Source organism: Kineococcus aurantiacus (assembly GCF_013409345.1).
Classification (GTDB): domain Bacteria; phylum Actinomycetota; class Actinomycetes; order Actinomycetales; family Kineococcaceae; genus Kineococcus; species Kineococcus aurantiacus.
The window spans coordinates 1594479-1612225 of sequence record NZ_JACCBB010000001.1; the positions used below are offsets into that span (position 1 = coordinate 1594479).

Annotated in this window: 14 protein-coding genes; 6 read left to right on the forward strand and 8 right to left on the reverse strand. The window is 75.7% G+C overall.

Going from position 1 to position 17747, the window contains the following annotated elements:
* Positions 1-136: 136 nt before the first annotated feature.
* Positions 137-724 (forward strand): TetR/AcrR family transcriptional regulator, encoded by a 588-nt coding sequence (locus BJ968_RS07635; RefSeq protein ID WP_218884924.1) that lies wholly within the window; start codon positions 137-139, stop codon positions 722-724.
* 1 nt (position 725) lies between these two features.
* Positions 726-2942 carry an MMPL family transporter gene (locus BJ968_RS07640; protein WP_179750652.1) on the forward strand — a complete coding sequence of 739 codons (2217 nt, stop codon included), beginning with the start codon at positions 726-728 and terminating at the stop codon, positions 2940-2942.
* A gap of 166 nt (positions 2943-3108) precedes the next feature.
* Here the strand turns inward: BJ968_RS07640 and BJ968_RS07645 are convergent, their stop codons facing one another.
* The 5 genes from BJ968_RS07645 to BJ968_RS07665 all read right to left on the reverse strand — a co-directional run bounded on the left by BJ968_RS07645 (position 3109) and on the right by BJ968_RS07665 (position 7422).
* On the reverse strand, positions 3109-5103 hold the full coding sequence (locus BJ968_RS07645; RefSeq protein WP_179750654.1) for a bifunctional metallophosphatase/5'-nucleotidase: 1995 nt from the start codon (positions 5101-5103) through the stop codon (positions 3109-3111).
* 121 nt (positions 5104-5224) lie between these two features.
* On the reverse strand, positions 5225-6028 hold the full coding sequence (locus BJ968_RS07650; protein ID WP_179750656.1) for an NUDIX domain-containing protein: 804 nt from the start codon (positions 6026-6028) through the stop codon (positions 5225-5227).
* Entirely contained in the window at positions 6025-6390 is a 366-nt protein-coding gene (locus BJ968_RS07655; protein WP_343077882.1) for a DUF3817 domain-containing protein, read from the reverse strand. Before BJ968_RS07655 ends, BJ968_RS07650 begins: the two co-directional genes overlap by 4 nt.
* The gene (locus BJ968_RS07660; protein ID WP_179750658.1) at positions 6387-7196 is read right to left on the reverse strand and encodes an SURF1 family cytochrome oxidase biogenesis protein; all 810 of its coding nucleotides are present in this window, start codon (positions 7194-7196) and stop codon (positions 6387-6389) included. The genes BJ968_RS07655 and BJ968_RS07660 overlap by 4 nt, the downstream gene beginning before the upstream one ends.
* A 34-nt stretch (positions 7197-7230) precedes the next feature.
* Positions 7231-7422 carry a hypothetical protein gene (locus BJ968_RS07665; protein WP_179750660.1) on the reverse strand — a complete coding sequence of 64 codons (192 nt, stop codon included), beginning with the start codon at positions 7420-7422 and terminating at the stop codon, positions 7231-7233.
* Between the two features lie 72 nt (positions 7423-7494).
* Here BJ968_RS07665 and BJ968_RS07670 point away from each other — a divergent pair, with 72 nt between their 5' ends.
* The gene (locus BJ968_RS07670; RefSeq protein WP_343077883.1) at positions 7495-8850 is read left to right on the forward strand and encodes an aminotransferase-like domain-containing protein; all 1356 of its coding nucleotides are present in this window, start codon (positions 7495-7497) and stop codon (positions 8848-8850) included.
* A gap of 93 nt (positions 8851-8943) precedes the next feature.
* Here BJ968_RS07670 and guaA read toward each other — a convergent pair whose 3' ends face one another.
* Entirely contained in the window at positions 8944-10524 is a 1581-nt protein-coding gene (gene guaA / locus BJ968_RS07675; protein WP_179756370.1) for a glutamine-hydrolyzing GMP synthase, read from the reverse strand.
* 167 nt (positions 10525-10691) lie between these two features.
* On the opposite strand from guaA, the gene BJ968_RS07680 reads away from it, so the two are divergent.
* The 3 genes from BJ968_RS07680 to BJ968_RS26445 all read left to right on the forward strand — a co-directional run bounded on the left by BJ968_RS07680 (position 10692) and on the right by BJ968_RS26445 (position 15510).
* Positions 10692-12395, forward strand: a complete 1704-nt coding sequence (locus tag BJ968_RS07680; protein WP_343077884.1) for an ABC transporter transmembrane domain-containing protein — start codon at positions 10692-10694, stop codon at positions 12393-12395.
* Complete coding sequence (locus tag BJ968_RS07685; protein WP_179750665.1) at positions 12392-14161, forward strand: ABC transporter transmembrane domain-containing protein; 1770 nt, start codon at positions 12392-12394, stop codon at positions 14159-14161. The genes BJ968_RS07680 and BJ968_RS07685 overlap by 4 nt, the downstream gene beginning before the upstream one ends.
* 131 nt (positions 14162-14292) lie before the next feature.
* Positions 14293-15510, forward strand: a complete 1218-nt coding sequence (locus BJ968_RS26445; protein ID WP_179750667.1) for an MFS transporter — start codon at positions 14293-14295, stop codon at positions 15508-15510.
* A 62-nt stretch (positions 15511-15572) separates the two neighbouring features.
* Here the strand turns inward: BJ968_RS26445 and BJ968_RS07695 are convergent, their stop codons facing one another.
* Both BJ968_RS07695 and BJ968_RS07700 read right to left on the reverse strand, forming a co-directional pair.
* Entirely contained in the window at positions 15573-16532 is a 960-nt protein-coding gene (locus BJ968_RS07695; protein WP_343077885.1) for an oxidoreductase, read from the reverse strand.
* A gap of 37 nt (positions 16533-16569) precedes the next feature.
* Complete coding sequence (locus BJ968_RS07700; RefSeq protein WP_179750669.1) at positions 16570-17691, reverse strand: GuaB3 family IMP dehydrogenase-related protein; 1122 nt, start codon at positions 17689-17691, stop codon at positions 16570-16572.
* Positions 17692-17747 lie beyond the last annotated feature (56 nt).

Sequence of the window (17747 nt, forward strand, 5' to 3'; positions counted from 1 at the left end):
GGACACGGGCCGGCGCGCGCGCCGGGCCGGGGCGCGGTCCTCTGGGAGGAGGGGCCCGGCGGGCGGCGGACGGTCCAGACCGGTCGATGGTGGACCGTTCCGGTCCACATCGGTCTACAGTGGTCCAGTGCCTCGCATGACGAAGGACCAGATCGACGAGGAGATCCTCGACGCGGCCGCGGCGCTGTTCGCCCGCCACGGCGTCGAGCAGACCTCGATCCAGCGCATCGCCGACGCCGTCGGCTACTCCAAGACCGGTCTGCTGCACCGGTTCCCCGGCAAGGACGCCCTCCAGGACGCCACGGTCGCGCACACCCTGGGGGCGTTGCGCACCGTCGCGGCGGACGTCGGCGACGTCCCGCTGGGCCCCGAGCGCGACCGCGCCGTGGTGGAGGCCCTCGTCGACCTCACGGCCCGCCGACCCGGCCTGGTCGCCTTCGTGCTCACCGCCCTCAGCGGTCAGGACGGCGCCATCGGCACCGAGCAGCTCGACGCCCTCGGGGAGGTCCTGTTCGGGGCCTTCGGGGCGCAGCTGAAACCCGACCCGGCCACCACGCCCGCCTTCCCCGAGCGGGGCGCGCGCATCACCACCGCCGTCGGCGGTCTCGCCGTCGCCTCGCTGGCCTGCGCCGACATCCCCTTCGACCTCGTCCGCCCGCACCTGGTCGCCGCCGCCCTCGGCGCCCTGGGGCACCCCGTCCCGCACCGCACCCCGGAGGACTGACATGGCCACGTTCCTGCACCGCCTCGGCCGCGGGGCGTTCCGCTTCCGCGGCCTCGTCGTCGGGCTGTGGGTCCTGCTGCTGGCCCTGGCCGGGGTCGGTGCCGCGACCCTGTCGGGCCAGACCGTGAACTCCTTCGAGATCCCCGGCCAGGAGTCCACGACCGCGCTGCGGCTCATCGGCGAGGAGTTCGGCGACACCGCCAGCAGCGCCTCGGCGCAGGTGGTGTTCGAGGTGCCGCAGGGGCAGCAGGTCACCTCGCCGGAGAACGCCGCGGCGGTCCTGGCGGCCGTGCAGGCGCTGGGCGGGCTGCCCGCCGTGGCCGGGGCGAGCAACCCCCTGGACGCGGCGAACCCCACCGTCTCCCCCGACCTGCGCGCCGCCTACAGCACGGTCACCTACACCGTGCAGTCCCCCGACATCACCGACGCGCAGCGGCAGGCGCTGTTCGACGCGGTCGCGGCCGCGAGCACCGGCGGGCTGACCGCCGAGGTCACGGGCGACGCGACCCAGGGGGTCTCCTCGGTGGGCGGGCCCGCCGAGGCGATCGGCGTCGTGGTGGCGCTGGTCGTGCTGGCCATCACCTACGGCTCGCTCGTGGCGGCCGGCATGAACCTGCTGACGGCCGTGGTGGGCGTCGGGATCGGCGCGCTGGGGATCACGACCCTGACGGGTTTCGTTGACCTGCAGTCCACGACGCCCATCCTGGCGATCATGCTGGGGCTGGCGGTGGGCATCGACTACGCCCTGTTCATCGTCACGCGGTTCCGGCACGAGCTGCTGGAGGGCCGGCCCGTGGCCGAGGCGGTCCCGCGGGCGGTCGGGACGGCCGGTTCGGCGGTGCTGACGGCCGGCACGACCGTGGTCATCGCCCTGGCGGGGCTGGCGGTCGCGGGCATCCCGTTCCTGACGGAGATGGGTGTCGCGGCGGCCGCGACGATCGTCGTCGCCGTGCTCGTCGCGCTGACGCTGGTCCCGGCGGCCCTGGGGTTCGTGGGCCTGCGGGCGCTGCCGCGCTCGGCGAGGCGGGCGCTGACGCACGAGGGCGGCAGGCACGCCGCCGTCCCGACGGACTCCCGCGACAGCGGGTTCTTCGCCGGCTGGGGCCGGGCCGTCTCCACCCACCGCTGGGTGAGCCTGGTGCTCGCCGTCGTCGCCCTGGGCGCGGTGGCGGTCCCGGTGTTCTCGATGCGGACGACGCTGGCGACGGCCTGGCCGGAGGGCAGCACGCAGGAGCGGGCGCAGGAGGTGCTGTCCGAGCACTTCGGGGCCGGGGTGAGCGGTCCGCTGCTGGTGCTGGTGCAGGGGCCGGACGCGGCGGCGCGCGGGGCGCAGCTGACGCAGGAGCTCGGGGCGCTGGACGGGGTGGCGCTGGCGACCCCGCCGACCCCCAGCGCCGACGGCGACGCCGCGCTCGTCACGGTGGTCCCCACGACCGGCCCCGGTGAGGAGGCCACGACGGACCTCGTGCACCGGATGCGGGACCTCGTCGCCGCCGACGCCTCGGCCACCCCGGCGTACGTGACGGGGCAGACGGCCGTGAGCGTGGACGTGTCCGCGACGCTGGCCGAGGCGCTGCCGGTCTACCTCGCCCTCGTCGTGGGGCTGGCGTTCGTCCTGCTGGTGCTGGTCTTCCGCTCGGTGCTGGTCCCCGTGGTGGGGGTGCTGGGGTTCCTGCTGACCATCGGGTCGGCGCTGGGGGCGACGACCGCGGTGTTCCAGTGGGGCTGGCTGAAGGACGTGGTGCGGGCCGAGAGCACGGGCCCGCTGCTCAGCCTGGCGCCGATCATCGTCGTGGGGATCCTGTTCGGCCTGGCGATGGACTACCAGGTGTTCCTCGTCTCGCGGATGCACGAGGCGCACGCCCACGGGGCCGACCCGGTGCAGGCGGTGCGCACGGGGTTCCGGCAGGCCGCGCCGGTCGTCGTGGCCGCCGCGGCGATCATGTTCGCGGTCTTCGCGGGGTTCGTGCCCGAGGGCGACGCGACGATCAAGCCGATCGCGTTCGCGCTGGCCATCGGGATCCTCGCCGACGCGGTGGTGGTGCGGATGGTCGCGGTGCCGGCCGCGCTGGCGCTGCTGGGGCGGGCGGCGTGGTGGCTGCCGCGGTGGCTGCGCTGGCTGCCCGTGCTGGACGTGGAGGGGGCCGCGCTGGAACGGCGGCCCGCGCCGGCCGGGGACCGCGGGCCGGCCACCGGGCGGCCGGCGCCCAGCGCCTGACCGGACCGGCCGGCACGACGCGCGCGGACCCGGCCCCTCGAGGGACGCGGTCGGAAGGCCGATGGTCGGGGGACGGTCGCCCCGGTACGTGTCCCCGGGCCTCGACCCCAGCCGCTGGGAGCGGCCGCTCGCCGAGAGGCGACGCTCGGGGCGACCGGCCCCCTCTTCAGACGCGGCGGCGCCGCGCCGCCGCGGTGACGAGCAACCCACCGGCCAGGACGAGCGCGGCGCCCGCGGCGAGCCACGGCGCGGTCTGCGCCCCGGTGTAGGCCAGCGGTCCCCCGCCCGAGGGTGCGGCGGCGACGGCCGTGCTCGTCGGCCGGGTGCTGGGACGGGCCGTCGGGGCCACCGCGGCGGGCGGCGTCGTCGGGACCACCGCGGCGGGCGCGGTCGTCGTCGGCGCGGGCGCCGGGACGGTGGGCGCCGGCGCGGCCGCCACCGCGTACCGCGGTTCGGTGTCGGGGGCCAGCCCCTGGTTCTGCGGCAGCCCGAGGTAGGCGGTGAACGCCTCCAGGTCGGTCCTGCCGAGCTCGGTGCGGTCGGTGCCCTCGGCCAGGGTGGTGAAGTTGTCGCCCCCCGAGGCCAGGAAGCTGTTGACGGTCACGCGGTACTGCGCGGCCGGGTCGATCTCGGCGCCGTCCAGCGTCACGGACTTCACGTGCTGGCCGGCGGGGGCGGCGTCGTCGTAGGTGAAGAAGAACCCCTGGGACACCCCGAGGGCGAGGAAGGGCCGGGAGGACCCCGCGGGCTGCCACTGCTCCTCCAGCACCCGGCGGACCTGGGCCCCCGTGAGGGTGAGGGTGACGACGGAGTTCGCGAAGGGCTGCACCGCAGCGGCCTCGGCGTAGGTGACCACGCCGTCGCCCTCGCCACCGGAGGCGGCGAACAGCAGGTCGTCGCGGATCCCGCCGGGGTTCTCGAACGCGATCTGCGCGCCGGCGCCCTCGGTCTGCTGCAGCTGCGCGTCGGCGATGAGGTTCCCCAGCGGGGACTGCGTGCCGCGGTCGTCGTCGTCGCCGGAGAACGCGCGGGTGATGTCGGCGGTGACCGAACCCACGGGTTCGCGGCCCCGGACGTCGGCGAACGCGACGGCGTCGTCGACGATCTGCTGCACGGCCGCGTTCGGGGCGAAACCCACGACGTCGAGGACCTGGTGGCCGGCGGCCACGACGTCCCCGGTGGCGGTGTCGACGTCCAGCACCAGGTCGTCGACGGCGGTGGAGTAGCTCTCGGCGGACAGCACCGGGCGCGGGACGGCCCGGCCGGCGACGGGGAACTCGCAGTCGTAGCGCAGGTGGGTGTGCCCGGACAGGATGGCGTCGAACTGCGGGTCGGCGCCCTGCACGATCCGCCCGAAGGCGCCCTCGGTCCCGACGGTCGCGCAGTCGGTCCCGGACGAACCCTCGTGGGCGAGCAGCACGACGACGTCGGCCTCGTCGTTGGCGGGGTTCCCGTCGGACAGCTGCGCGGCGACGGAGTTCGCGGCCGCGACGGGGTCGGTGAACTGCAGGCCCTGGATGCCGTCGGGCGCCACGAGGCTCGCGGTCTGCTGGGTGACGACCCCGACGAAACCGACGCGGACGCCCCCGACCTCGGTGGTGGCGAAGGCGGGCAGCGCGTGGGACCCGTCGGCCCGCAGGACGTTGGCCGCGAGGTAGGGGAAGGCGGCCAGGGGGGCGGCGCCGTCCGCTCCGGGCCGGCCGTTCACGCCGAGGCGGTCGGTGAGGTCGGCGTACCCCTGGTCGAACTCGTGGTTGCCCGCGGCGGAGACGGCCACGCCCATGGCGTTGAGGGCCTTCACGGTGGGCGCGTCCTGCTGGATGAACGAGGTGAACGTGGAGGCGCCGACGTTGTCGCCGACGGACACCACGAGGGTGTCGGGGTTCTTCGCGCGCATCGCGTCGAAGACGCCCGCGAGTTGCGCGGCGCCGCCGACGGGGGCACCGTCGTCGGTCTCGTCGGGGGCCTCGAGACGACCGTGCAGGTCGTTGAAGGCCCCGATCTGGATCCGGGTGACCCCCGGCCCGGGCGCGGGCAGCACGTCCGGGATCTGGCCCGGCGTGGTCGCGGCCTGCGCGGGGACCGCGAGCAGCGGCGTCGCGAGGGCGGTGACGGCGGCACCGGCACACAGGAACCGGACGAGGGGACGACCTGGACGCATGGGCTCGCTTCCACAAGGGGGGTCGGGGGCGAGCCGCGATCCTGTCAGTCACGGTGACGTCAAGGGAACCCCTGAGCGGGGTCTCACGTGAACTTCAGGTTGCTCAGCGGGGTTGAACTCCTCAAAAACTACTCAGTGCGATGTTCAGGCCACGTTGAGCTACACCGACGAGGCCGATACCGTCCGCCTCGGCGAGCGGCACCCACCGGGCGAGGTCCGTGCTGCCCCCGACGTCGAGGACCTCCGGTTCCCGGACCTGCACCGGCTCGGCCGTCACGAGGATGCGCACGGCGTGGAAGTCCTCCAGCACCCCGCGCGGGGAGCGGCCCGTGAAGTGCTCGGCGCCGATCTCGGCCAGACCGGTGACCGTGACGTCCATCCCCGTCTCCTCGTGGACCTCGCGGACCACGGCCGTCAGCGGGTGCTCGCCGTGGTCGACACCACCGCCCGGCAGCGTCCAGCGCCCCGGGCTCGGCGTCAGCGCGCTCAGCCGGGTCAGCAGCAGCGAACCCCCGGAGACGACCACGGCGTAGCAGGCCAGCCGCTGCCGCACCACGGGCGCGCCCGCGTCGGCGGCCGGCGCCAGCCGCACCAGCTCGGCCGGGTCCAGGGCCACGAGGGCGTCGGCGGCCAGCGGCCAGTCCGTCGGGACGGGCACGCGCCGGGTCCCCGGCAGGTCCCCGGCCGCGGTGGCGGCCAGGACGAGGTGGACGGTGTGCAGGTCCAGGCCCTCGTGCGCGCGCCGGCCGTCGACCACGGCCAGCAGCTCCCCGACGCGCGCGCCCGGGCCCAGGACCCGCTGCAGCGCGGCGGCCGGGGTCTCCCCGTGGGCCAGCAGCGCCCACGGCAGCACGCCGTCGCGCACCAGGAGCGAGCCGTCGGCGACGACGGCCGCGTGGACCGCGACCCGTTGCAGGCGGCTCACGCGGCGGGGGTGCCCAGCTGCGCGCGCACGGCCCGGGTGTTGCGGTGCTCGGCGTAGAACGACAGGAAGGGGATGGTCCCGGCCAGCGCCGTGAGGATCATCCGCCGCCACGACCAGCGCACGCGGTTGCCCAGGTCGAACGTCGTGATGAGCAGGACGACGTACAGCCAGCCGTGGGCGACGCCGACGGTCGCCACGACCGAGTCGCCCCCGCCGAAGAGGCCGAGGTACTTCTGCGGCATGCCGACGAGCACGAGCACGACGAGCCCGATGCCGGTCAGCCACGCCATCACGCGGTAGCGGGTCAGGGCCGCGCGCACCTTCGGCGCGGACCGCAGCCCGGTCACTCCGTCAGCGCTCACCGGGCACCACTCATGTCTCGTCCTCCATCGCTCACGGGGCCAGCACCGGGCTCCCCCTGCGGTCCGGGGTCATCCTGCCCGGCCTCCCGGCGCTCGTCGCGCACGGCCCGGAACCAGACGACGACGGCGAACAGGGCGAAGACCCACCACTGCGCGGCGTAGGCCAGGTTGCGCAGGTCCAGCCGGCGGGTCGCCTGGCCGGGGTCGGCGGGCGGCACGGCCCGCAGGCCGGCGGGCGGGGCGGCGTCGGTGACGTAGGCGTTCGCGACGGGGTAGTCGACGCGGTTGACGAGGTCGGCGGCGCTGACGATCCACGTCCGCCCCGGCGGCAGCGCGTCCGTCGAGGGGGCGATGTCGGAGCTCTCCGGCGGCTGCACGACGCCCGTCAGGTCGACCGGGCCGGCCGGCAGGGCCGGTGCGGACTGCCCCGGCGGGACCCAGCCGCGCACGACGGGGACGCCGGAACCGTCCGCGAGCACCACGACGCCCAGCGCCCACGAGCCCACGACCCCGTCCAGCGCGCGCCCGGGCACGAGCAGGTCCACGGCCGGGTCGAACGTGCCGGCGACCTCGACGCGGTGCCCGACCTCGTCGGAGGACAGGACCCGGTCGGCGCCCGTGGCGCCGGCGTCGACGACCTGCCCGACGGGGACGACGGGCTGGCGGGCGGGGGGTTCGGAGATGACGACGTTGCCCCGCTGCCACTGCCAGACCCCGAGGCCGCAGCAGACCGCGACGACCAGGAGGGCGACGACGGTCAGGACGACGACCCGCCCGCCCGGCGCGCTCCTGCGGTCCTCCTCCACCGGGTCAGGCTACGGGGCGGGGCTGTGAGCCCGGTCAGCTCGTGCGGTCGAACTGGTCCCGGCGCACCGCGTGGGCGGTAGCGGCATCGTGCACCAAGCGGTAGCGCTTTCCCCTCCGCGGCTTGTCGGGGCGAGCGCCGGCACCGGGCCAGCGGGTGTCGGCCCCGCACATCGGAGCGGCGACAGCCAATGCCACCAGCAGGATCAGGACGACGAGGGCGCTCACGACCGGCTCCGGCTGCTACCGTCGCGGTGGGTGATAGCGCTATTCTCTGTTCTCATGGACTACGGTAGCAGTGTGCAACGCGTCACCGCCAGCCTCCGGGAGCTGGCCGGTGCGCTGCCCCCCGGCGCCAAGCTGCCCAGCAGCCGCCGGCTCGTCGCCGACCTCGGGGTCGGCCCGGTCACCGTCCAGCGCGCCATCGACTCCCTCGTCGCCGACGGCACCGTCGTCACCCGCCCCGGCGCCGGGACCTTCGTCGCGCGCGCGACCCGCACCGCGACCGTCGACACCGCCTGGCAGCGGGTCGCCCTCGGCGACTCCCCCGTCCGCTCCGAAGGCGTCCTGGCCGCCCTGACCGTGCCCGACCACGGCGTCCTGGACATGGCCCGCGGCTACCTGGACCTGTCCCTGCAACCCTCCTCGCGGCTGGCCTCGGCCATGGCCCGCGCGGCCCGCCGCCCCGAGGCGTGGACGGTCCCGCCGCCGGCCGGCGTCCCCGAGCTGCGGACCTGGTTCGCCCAGCAGCTCGGCGCCGACCGCGAGGACGTCTTCATCAGCCCCGGCGGCCAGGGGGCCCTGTCGACCGTGCTGCGCTCGATCGTGCCCGCCGGCAGCCCCGTGCTCGTCGCCGTCCCCGGCTACCCCGGCGTCATCTCCCTGCTGCGCAGCGCCGGCCTGGTGCCCGTCCCGGTGCCCACCGACACCGACGGCGTCCGCCCCGAGCTCCTCGAACGGGCCTTCGAGCAGTCCGGCGCGCGGATGCTCTACCTCCAGCCCACCTACGCCAACCCCGACGGCTCCCTGCTGTCCGCCGACCGGCGCCGCCCCGTCCTGGACATCGCGGCCAAGGCCGGCGCCTTCGTCGTCGAGGACGACTTCGCGCGCTGGCTCGGGCACGGCCCCACCGCACCCCCGGCCCTGCTGCGCGACGACACCGACGGGCGCGTCATCACCGTGAACTCCCTCAGCAAGGTCTCCGGCCCCAGCCTGCGCGTCGGCTGCATCGTCTCCCGGGGGCCCGTGGCGCAGCGCATCGCCGGGCTGAGCTTCGTCGACCACCTCATCGTGGCCCGGCCGCTGCAGGAGGCCGCCGTCGAGCTCGTCACCGGCGCGGGCTGGAACGCGCACCTGCGCGCGCTGTCGGCGGCGCTCGGGGCGCGCGCGAGCACGCTGTCCACCGAACTGGCGCGGCAGCTGCCCGGGTGCAGCTTCCACCGCCCCCGCGGGGGTTTCTCGCTGTGGCTGCGGCTGCCGCGCGGCACCGACGACCTCGAACTGGCCCGCCGCACCCGCGAACGCGGCCTCGTCGTCGGCCCCGGCCGGCACTACGTCGTGGCCGAGGACGACGCCACGCACCTGCGGCTGTGCTACGCCGCCATCACCGAGCAGCACATCCCCACGGCCGTCGGGATCCTCGCCGACTCCCTGTGAGGGCGCGGGGGTGGCGATCGTTGTGACAACGCTGCCGATGATCGGCAGCGTTGTCACAACGATCCGAACCCCGCGGCCGGCCTCAGGCGGGGATCACTCCCACTCGATGGTCCCCGGCGGCTTACTCGTGACGTCGAGCACGACGCGGTTCACCTCGGGCACCTCGTTGGTGATGCGCGTGGAGATCCTCGCCAGGACGTCGTACGGCAGGCGCGTCCAGTCCGCCGTCATGGCGTCCTCGGAGGAGACCGGGCGCAGCACCACCGGGTGGCCGTAGGTGCGGCCGTCGCCCTGGACGCCGACGCTGCGGACGTCGGCCAGCAGCACGACGGGGCACTGCCAGATCTCGCGGTCCAGGCCGGCCGCGGTGAGCTCGGCGCGGGCGATGGCGTCGGCCGCGCGCAGGATCTCCAGCCGCTGCGGGGTCACCGCCCCGACGATGCGGATCGCCAGGCCCGGGCCCGGGAACGGCTGCCGGTGGACCATCGCCTCGGGCAGCCCCAGCTGGACCCCGACCGCGCGGACCTCGTCCTTGAACAGCGCGCGCAGCGGCTCGACGAGCTCGAAGGCGAGGTCGTCGGGCAGGCCGCCGACGTTGTGGTGGCTCTTGATGGTCGCCGCACCGGTGCCGCCGCCGGACTCCACGACGTCCGGGTACAGCGTCCCCTGCACGAGGAACCTCACCTCGCCACCGGCAGCGCCCTCGGCGGCGACCACGTCGCGCGCGGCCTGCTCGAAGACGCGGATGAACTCCCGGCCGATGATCTTGCGCTTCTGCTCGGGGTCGCTGACCCCGTCGAGCGCGTCGGCGAAGCGCTGGACGGCGTCGACGACGTGCAGCTTCACGCCCGTCGCGGCGACGAAGTCCTTCTCGACCTGCTCGGCCTCCCCGGCGCGCAGCAGGCCGTGGTCGACGAACACGCACGTGAGCTGGTCGCCGACGGCGCGCTGCACGAGCGCGCCCGCGACCGCGGAGTCGACACCGCCGGAGAGGGCGCAGATGACCTTGCCGTCACCGATCTGGGCGCGGATGCGCGCGACCTGCTCCTCGATGACGTTGCCGGTCGTCCAGTCCGGGTCGATCCTCGCGCCGTGGCGCAGGAAGTTCACCAGGACGTCCTGGCCGTGGTCGGAGTGCTTGACCTCGGGGTGCCACTGCACGCCGTACAGGGCGCGCTCGTCGTCCTCGAAGGCCGCGACCGGGGTGCCGGGCGTGGAGGCCGTGACGCGGAACCCCTCGGGGGCGCGGGCCACGCTGTCCCCGTGGGACATCCACACCGACTGCGCGGCCGGCTGGTCCCTCAGGAGGGTCGAGGAGGCCGGGTCCGGCAGGTCCGCGGCGGTCCCGCCGTACTCGCGCTGACCGGTCTGCGCGACCTCCCCGCCCAGGGCCTTGGCCATGGCCTGGAAGCCGTAGCAGATGCCCAGCACGGGCACGCCCGCCTCGAACAGGGCCGGGTCGACCTGCGGGGCGCCCTCGGCGTACACACTGGAGGGGCCGCCGGAGAGGATCACCGCGGAGGGGTCCTTGGCCAGCATCTCGGCCACCGGCATCGTGCTGGGCACGATCTCGGAGAAGGTGTCGGCCTCGCGGACCCGGCGCGCGATGAGCTGCGCGTACTGGGCCCCGTAGTCGACGACGAGCACCGGCCGGTGGGTGCGTTCGGCCGCCACCTCGGGTTCTCGTGCTGCGGTCTGGCTCTCGGGCACGTCCGGCGTCACGACCCAAGGGTAGCCGCCGGGCGGGACCGGCCGGTAAACCGCGTGCGACCACCCCGGGAAGGCGATTACCGTCCGTAGGTGTGCGCTCTCTCCCGTTGAGCGATCCCGGTACCCCCGACGTGACCTCCCCCACCCGCTTCCTGCTGCGCACGGCTGCGCAGCAGTGGCGGCCCATGGTGGTCGGCTCGCTCGTGGGCACCGCGTGGTTGCTGTCGCAGGCCGTCCTGCCCGCCGCCATCGGCCGGGCCGTCGACGCCGGCGTCGTGGAGGGGGACAGCCGCGCCCTCACCCGCTGGTCCCTGCTCGTGCTCGCCCTCGCCGTCGTCACCGCGTGGGCCGCGATCGTGCGCCACCGCTACGGCGTGACCAACTGGCTCACCGCGTGCTTCCGCACGCTGCAGCAGGTCGGCCGGCACACCGCGCGCGCCGGCACTGCGCTGACCACACGGCTGCCGCAGGGCGAGGTGCTGGCCTCCATCGCCTCCGACGGCCCCCGGCTGGCCGACGCCTTCGACGTGACCCAGCGCGCCGTCGCCTCCGTCGCCGCCGTCACCGTCGTCGCCGTCCTCGTGCTGCGCACCAGCGTGCCCATCGGCCTGGTCATCCTCGTCGGCGTGCCCGTCGTCACGGCGCTGCTGCTGCTCGTGCTGCGCCCCCTGCAGGAACGCCAGCGCTTGCACCGCAAGCTGTCCGGGGAGCTGACCTCCCTGGGCACCGACACCGTGCGGGGCCTGCGGATCCTGCGCGGCATCGGCGGCGAGGAGGTGTTCCTGGACCGCTACCGGGCCAAGAGCCAGCAGGTGCGGGCCGCCGGGGTGCGCGTCGCGGCGTGGGAGTCGGGGCTGGAGGCGCTGCAGGTCCTCGTCCCCGGGCTCCTCGTCGCGGCCCTCGTCTGGGCCGGGGCCCGGTCCACCGCCCGCGGCGAGACCAGCCCCGGCGACCTCGTCGCCCTCTACGGGTACGCGGCTTTCCTCACCTCCCCGCTGCGGATGCTCGTGGAGGCCGCCGACAAGTACGTGCGCGCCCTCGTCGCGGCCCGCCGGCTCACCACGCTGCTGGAGGTGCCGCCCGCCGTGACCGACGACGGGACGGCCGGCACCCCCGGCGGGGCGCTGGCCGACCCCGACTCCGGGGTGGTCGCCGAAGCCGGTGAGCTCACCGCGGTCGTCTGCGACCCGCCCGAGGACGCGGCCGTCCTGGCCCGCCGCCTCACCCGGTTCGACGACGACACCCGCGCCACCTTCGGCGGGGTCGCGCTGCGGCGGCTGCCGGTCCACGAGGTCCGCGCCCGCGTGCTGCTGGCCGAGGACGACGCGCAGCTGTTCAGCGGCACCGTCCGCGAGCAGGTCGACCCCGAGGGGCGGCACACCGACGCGCAGGTCATGGCGGCCCTGGAGGTCGCCGACGCCCGCGACGTCCTCGACCTCGTCGACGGGGGCCTGGCCGGCACCGTGACCGAACGAGGCCGGTCCCTGTCCGGCGGCCAGCGGCAGCGGCTGGCGCTGGCGCGCGTGCTCGCCCGCGAACCGGAGGCGCTGGTCCTGGTCGAGCCCACCAGCGCCGTCGACGCCCACACCGAGGCCCGCATCGCGGGGCGGCTGCGCACGGCCCGGGCGGGCCGGACGACGGTCGTCGCCACCGCCAGCCCGCTCGTGCTGCCGCAGGTCGACCGGGTCTGCTGGGTCCGCGACGGGCACGTCGTGGCCCGCGGCCGGCACGCCGACCTGCTCGCCCGGGACCCCGGGTACCGGCGGTTCGTGACCCGCGACACCGCCGACCTGCCCACCCCCCGCACCGCACCGTCCGCAGGAGGCCAGGCGTGAGCCCCAAGACCCTCCCGGTCGCCGACCGGGCCCAGGTGCTCGCCGACGTCCGGCGGCTGCTGGCCCAGCACCGCGGCCCGGGCCTGCGGATGCTGGGCCTGCACGCCCTCGCGGCGCTGGCCGGGCTGACCGGGCCCTACCTGCTCGGCCGGCTCGTCGACGACGTCGTCCGCACCGTCCGCGGCGGCAGCACCTACGCGCAGACGGCCCACCGCATCGACGTGCTCGTCGCGGTGCTCGTCGGCGCGGTCGTCGTGCAGGCGGTGCTCGCGCAGGCGGCCCGGCGGCGCTCGCTGACCCTGGCCGAGGGCGTCTTCGCGCAGCTGCGTGAGGAGTTCCTCGCGCGCGCCACGGCGCTGCCGCTGTCGGTCGTGGAGCAGGCCGGGACCGGTGACCTCGTCTCGCGCACGACGAACGACGTCGACGCCCTCAGCTACACCGTCCGCTACGGCGCGCCCGCCATCCTCGTCGCGTCCGTGACGTCGGTCCTGACGGTCGTCGCGGCGGTGTTCTCCGGCCCGCTGGTGGCGCTGTCGATCCTGGCCGGGGTGCCCGGGCTGTTCCTCGCGACCCGCTGGTACCTGCGCCGCGCCCCGCAGGGGTACGCGGCCGAGCGCGCCGAGTGGGGCCGGATCTCCACGACGCTGGGCGAGAACGTCGAGAACGTCCGCACGGTCGAGGCCCTGGGCCTGGCCGAGCACCGGGTCGCCCTCGTCGACGAGGTCATCGGGGCGACGGTGCGCCGGGAGCGGTACACGCTGTCGCTGCGCACCGTGTGGTTCCCCAGCATCGAGATGTCGTACCTGCTGCCCGTCGTCGTGGCGCTGCTGTGGGGCGGTTTCCTCGTCCGGCACGACCTGCAGACCGTCGGCCAGGTCACGACCGTCGTGCTCTACCTGCGCCAGCTCGTCGGCCCGGTCAACGAGCTGCTCGCCTGGTGGGACGAGCTGCAGGTCGGGCAGGCCTCCTTCGCCCGGGTCGTGGGGCTGTCGAGCGTGGAACCCGACCGCGTCACCCGCGACGACCGGCCCGTCTCCGACGACGTCCACGCCGACCGGGTGGGGTTCTCCTACACCCCCGGACGCCCCGTGCTGCACGGGGTCAGCCTGGAGCTCGAACCCGGTGAGCGGCTGGCGATCGTCGGCCCGACCGGCGCGGGGAAGTCCACGCTGGGCCGGTTGCTGGCCGGCATCAACCCGCCCTCGGACGGGTCGGTGCGGGTCGGCGGCGCCGAGGTCACCGGGTTGCCGCTGGACGAGCTGCGCTCGCGCATCGCCCTGGTCACCCAGGAGCGGCACGTGTTCGCGGCCCCGCTGCGCGACAACGTGGCGCTCGCGGCACCGGGGTCGAGCGACGAGCAGGTCCTCGACGCCCTGGGCGCCGTCGACGCCCGCGGCTGGGTGCAGGCGCTGCCGCAGGGCCTGGACACGCCGGTGGGCGAGAACGGGCTGGCGCTGTCGGCGGCGCAGGCCCAGCAGGTGGCGCTGGCCCGGCTGGTGCTGGCCGACCCGCACACCCTCGTCCTGGACGAGGCGACGTCGCTGCTGGACCCGAACGCGGCCCGGCACCTGGAACGGTCGCTGGCCGCGGTGCTGGAGGGGCGCACGACGGTGGCGATCGCGCACCGGCTGCACACCGCCCACGACGCCGACCGGATCGCCGTCGTCGAGGGCGGGCGGATCACCGAGCTCGGCACGCACCACGAGCTCGTCGACGCCGGCGGCTCGTACGCCGGGTTGTGGCGCAGCTGGCACGGGGAGGCCTGACCCCCGACCTCCCGCCGCGCCTCCCGCCGCGTGGAAACTCCCCCGGGCGTCGCTTACCGTGGAGGGGTTCACACCCAGGGTCCCGGGGCGTCAGTGGCGGGGAGGCGCACCCACGACGCTGGAGCCTACCCGTGAGCACCACCACCCCCGCCCCCACCGGCCTGCTGTCGCGCTACGCGCGGCTGCCGCGGATCGCCGGCCGCGCCTACCTGCCGGCGACCACCCTGGCGCGGCTGCCCATCACCATGGTCCCGCTGGCCGTCCTGGCCCTGGTGACCTCCGCGAGCGGTTCGGTCGCCGTGGGCGGGCTCGCCAGCGCCGCCGCGGCCGTCGGCGAGGCCGTGGGGGTGCCCGTCGTCGGCTGGTCCGCCGACCGCCGCGGGCAGCGGGCGGTGCTCCTGGTGGTCGTCGCCGCGCACCTGCTGGCCCTGACCGGGCTGTTCGCCGCGCTGGACACGGACCGGACCCCGCTGGTGCTGGCCGCGGCGGCCGGGGTCGGATTCACCCTGCCCTCGGTCGGGGGGTTCTCCCGGGCCCGGTGGCTGCGCATGGCGGGGGACCCGCAGGACGTGGCGACGGCCTTCGCCGCCGAGGGCACGATCGACGAGGCCACGTTCATCCTGGGTCCCGCGCTGGTCGGGCTGGTCGGGGTGCTGGGTGACCCGGCGGCGGCGCTGCTGACGGCGGCGGGCCTGACGACGGTGTTCGTGACGGTGTTCGCGTGCCACCCCACCCACCGGCGCACGGCCCCGCTGCCGCGCACCGCCTCCCGCGCCGCGGGCCGGGTGCCGTGGGTGGTCGTGGTCCCGGTGGTGGCGATGCTGTGCATGGGGACGGTGTTCGGGGCGACCCAGACGGGGGTCACGGCGGCCGCCGAGACCGTCGGGTCGGCGTCGCTGGGTTCGCTGGTCTACGCGGTCTCGGCGATCGGGTCGACCGTGACGACGCTGTGCCTGGTGCTGCTGCCCGCGCGGTTCACGCTGCGGGCGCGGTGGGCGGTGTGCGGGGCCGGTCTGGTGCTGGGCGCCGGGCTCATGGCGGCCACCGCGCCGCGCCTGGGGCCGCTGACCGTGGCGGTCCTGCTGCTGGGTCTGTTCGTCGGGCCGGCGCTGGTGACCGTGAACACCCTCGCGGCGCGGCTGGCCCCGCCCGGGCGCGGCGCGTTCGTCATGGCGCTGCTGAACTCCGGCGTCGTGCTGGGGGTCGCGACGGGCGCCTCGCTCGGCGGGGCGCTGGCCGAGCAGGCGGGCCCGGCGTGGGGTTTCGCCGTCGTCGGGGCGGCCGGCGCGCTGCTGGCGGCGACGGCCCTGGCCGTCCCGCGCACCGGTGGCCCCGCCGCCGGCGCCTGAACCGCCGGTGACCGGGCACCCCGGCGCGCGGGTGCCCGGTCACCGGGACGGCGGGGAGCGGGTCAGGCGGTGAGCTCGGCGTAGTCGACGCCGGTCCACTCCACCGAGCGCGCCCACAACCAGGCGGCGTCGGCGGTGTCGTAGGCGGAGGGGCTGGCGGGGACGGCGACGGGGAAACCGCGCCACTCCTGCCGGCCGCCGGGGCCGAAGTACTCCCCGCCCGTGGCGCCGGGGTCGGTCGCGGCGCGCAGCAGCGGCCAGGCCCCCTGGGCGGCGGGCTGCCCGACGGCGCGGCCCAGGACCTGCGCCAGCGCTTCACCGAACCGGTTGCCGCCCAACGGCGTCATCTTCCACAGGTTCGTGTCCGACAGCCCCGGGTGCGCGGCCGTGGAGACGATCCGGGCGCCGACGGCGTCGGCGCGGCGCTGCAGCTCGAAGGCGAACAGCAGGTTCGACAGCTTCGACTGCCCGTACGCCAGCCACTTCTGGTAGCTGCGCTCGGACTGGTAGTTGGTGCGGTCCAGCCTGCCGAACCGGTGCGCCACGCTGGCCACGCTGACGACGCGCGCGCCCCCGCCGGACAGCAGCGCCGGCAGCAGCAGCCCCGTGAACGCGAAGTGCCCCAGGTGGTTCGTGCCGACCTGCGTCTCGAAGCCGTCGACCGTGCGCCCGAACGGCGGCACCATGACGCCGGCGTTGTTCACCAGCACGTCGATGCTGGAGCGGCGGTGCACCACGTCGGCGGCCGCGCGCCGGACGCTGGCGAGGTCGGCGACGTCGAGGGCGACCAGCTCCACGCTCGGCTCGACACCGGAGTCGCGGACCTCCGCGGTCAGCTGCGCCACGGCCGCCCGGCCGCGCTCGGAGTTGCGGCAGGCGAGCAGGACGTCGGCCCCGCGCCGGGCGAACTCCGTGGCGACGTGGAACCCCAGGCCGGAGTTCGCGCCCGTCACCAGGACGGTCCGGCCCACCTGGCTGCCCATCGCGTCGGGCGTCCAGGGCGTGGCGTTCTGCTGCGGCACAGGGGTCCTTCGGGTCCGGGCGGGGATCAGGCGGGGATCAGGCGGGCTGGTAGGGCGAGACGACGACCTCGATGCGCTGGAACTCCTTCAGGTCGGAGTACCCCGTCGTGGCCATCGAGCGGCGCAGCGCGCCGACCAGGTTCGTCGTGCCGTCCGCGGCGCGGCCGGGCCCGTTGAGGATCTCGGCCAGCGGCGCCACGGTGCCGACGCGGACGCGCTCGCCGCGGGGCAGCACCGCGTGGTGGGCCTCCGGGCCCCAGTGCCAGCCGCGGCCGGGGGCCTCGGTGGCGCGGGCCAGGGCCGCGCCGAGCATGACGGCGTCGGCGCCGCACGCGACGGCCTTGACGATGTCGCCGGAGGTGCCGACCCCGCCGTCGGCGATGACGTGGACGTAGCGGCCGCCGGACTCGTCCATGTAGTCGCGCCGGGCGGCGGCGACGTCGGCGACGGCCGAGGCCATGGGCGCGTGGATGCCGAGCGCGGTGCGGGTCGTGGTGGCCGCTCCCCCGCCGAAGCCGACGAGGACCCCGGCCGCGCCGGTGCGCATGAGGTGCAGCGCCGCGGTGTACGTCGCCGCACCGCCGACCACGACGGGGACGTCGAGCTCGTAGATGAAGCGCTTGAGGTTCAGGGGCTCGCTGCGGCCCGAGACGTGCTCGGCCGAGACCGTGGTGCCGCGGATGACGAACAGGTCGACCCCGGCGTCGACGACGACCTTCCAGAACTCCTGGGTGCGCTGCGGCGACAGGGAGCCGGCGACGGTGACCCCGGCGGCGCGGACCTCGGCGAGGCGGCGGGTGATCAGCTCGGGCTTGACCGGCTCGGCGTACATGGCCTGCATGCGCGGGATGACGACGGCCGGGTCGAGGGCGGCGATCTCGGCCAGCAGCGGCTCGGGGTCCTCGTAGCGCGTCCACAGACCCTCCAGGTCCAGGACGCCCAGGCCCCCCAGCCGGCCGAGGGCGACGGCGGTGGCGGGTGAGGCCACCGAGTCCATCGGCGCGCTCATCACGGGGATCTCGAAGTGGTAGGCGTCGATCTGCCACGCCGTCGAGACGTCCTCGGGGTCACGCGTGCGGCGGCTGGGGACGACGGCGATGTCGTCGAAGCTGTAGGCGCGTCGCCCCCGCTTGCCGCGGCCGATCTCGATCTCAGACACGGCCTCAGGCTACCTGCTGCGGGCCCGCGCCCCGGTCACGCGCGGGCCCCCAGCCG

Excerpts from the sequence above, each read along its gene's own strand:
- BJ968_RS07645 (WP_179750654.1), bottom strand. The coding sequence starts at position 5,103 with ATGCGTCCAGGTCGTCCCCTCGTCCGGTTCCTGTGTGCCGGTGCCGCC.
- BJ968_RS07635 (WP_218884924.1), top strand. The coding sequence starts at position 137 with ATGACGAAGGACCAGATCGACGAGGAGATCCTCGACGCGGCCGCGGCG.
- BJ968_RS07640 (WP_179750652.1), top strand. The coding sequence starts at position 726 with ATGGCCACGTTCCTGCACCGCCTCGGCCGCGGGGCGTTCCGCTTCCGC.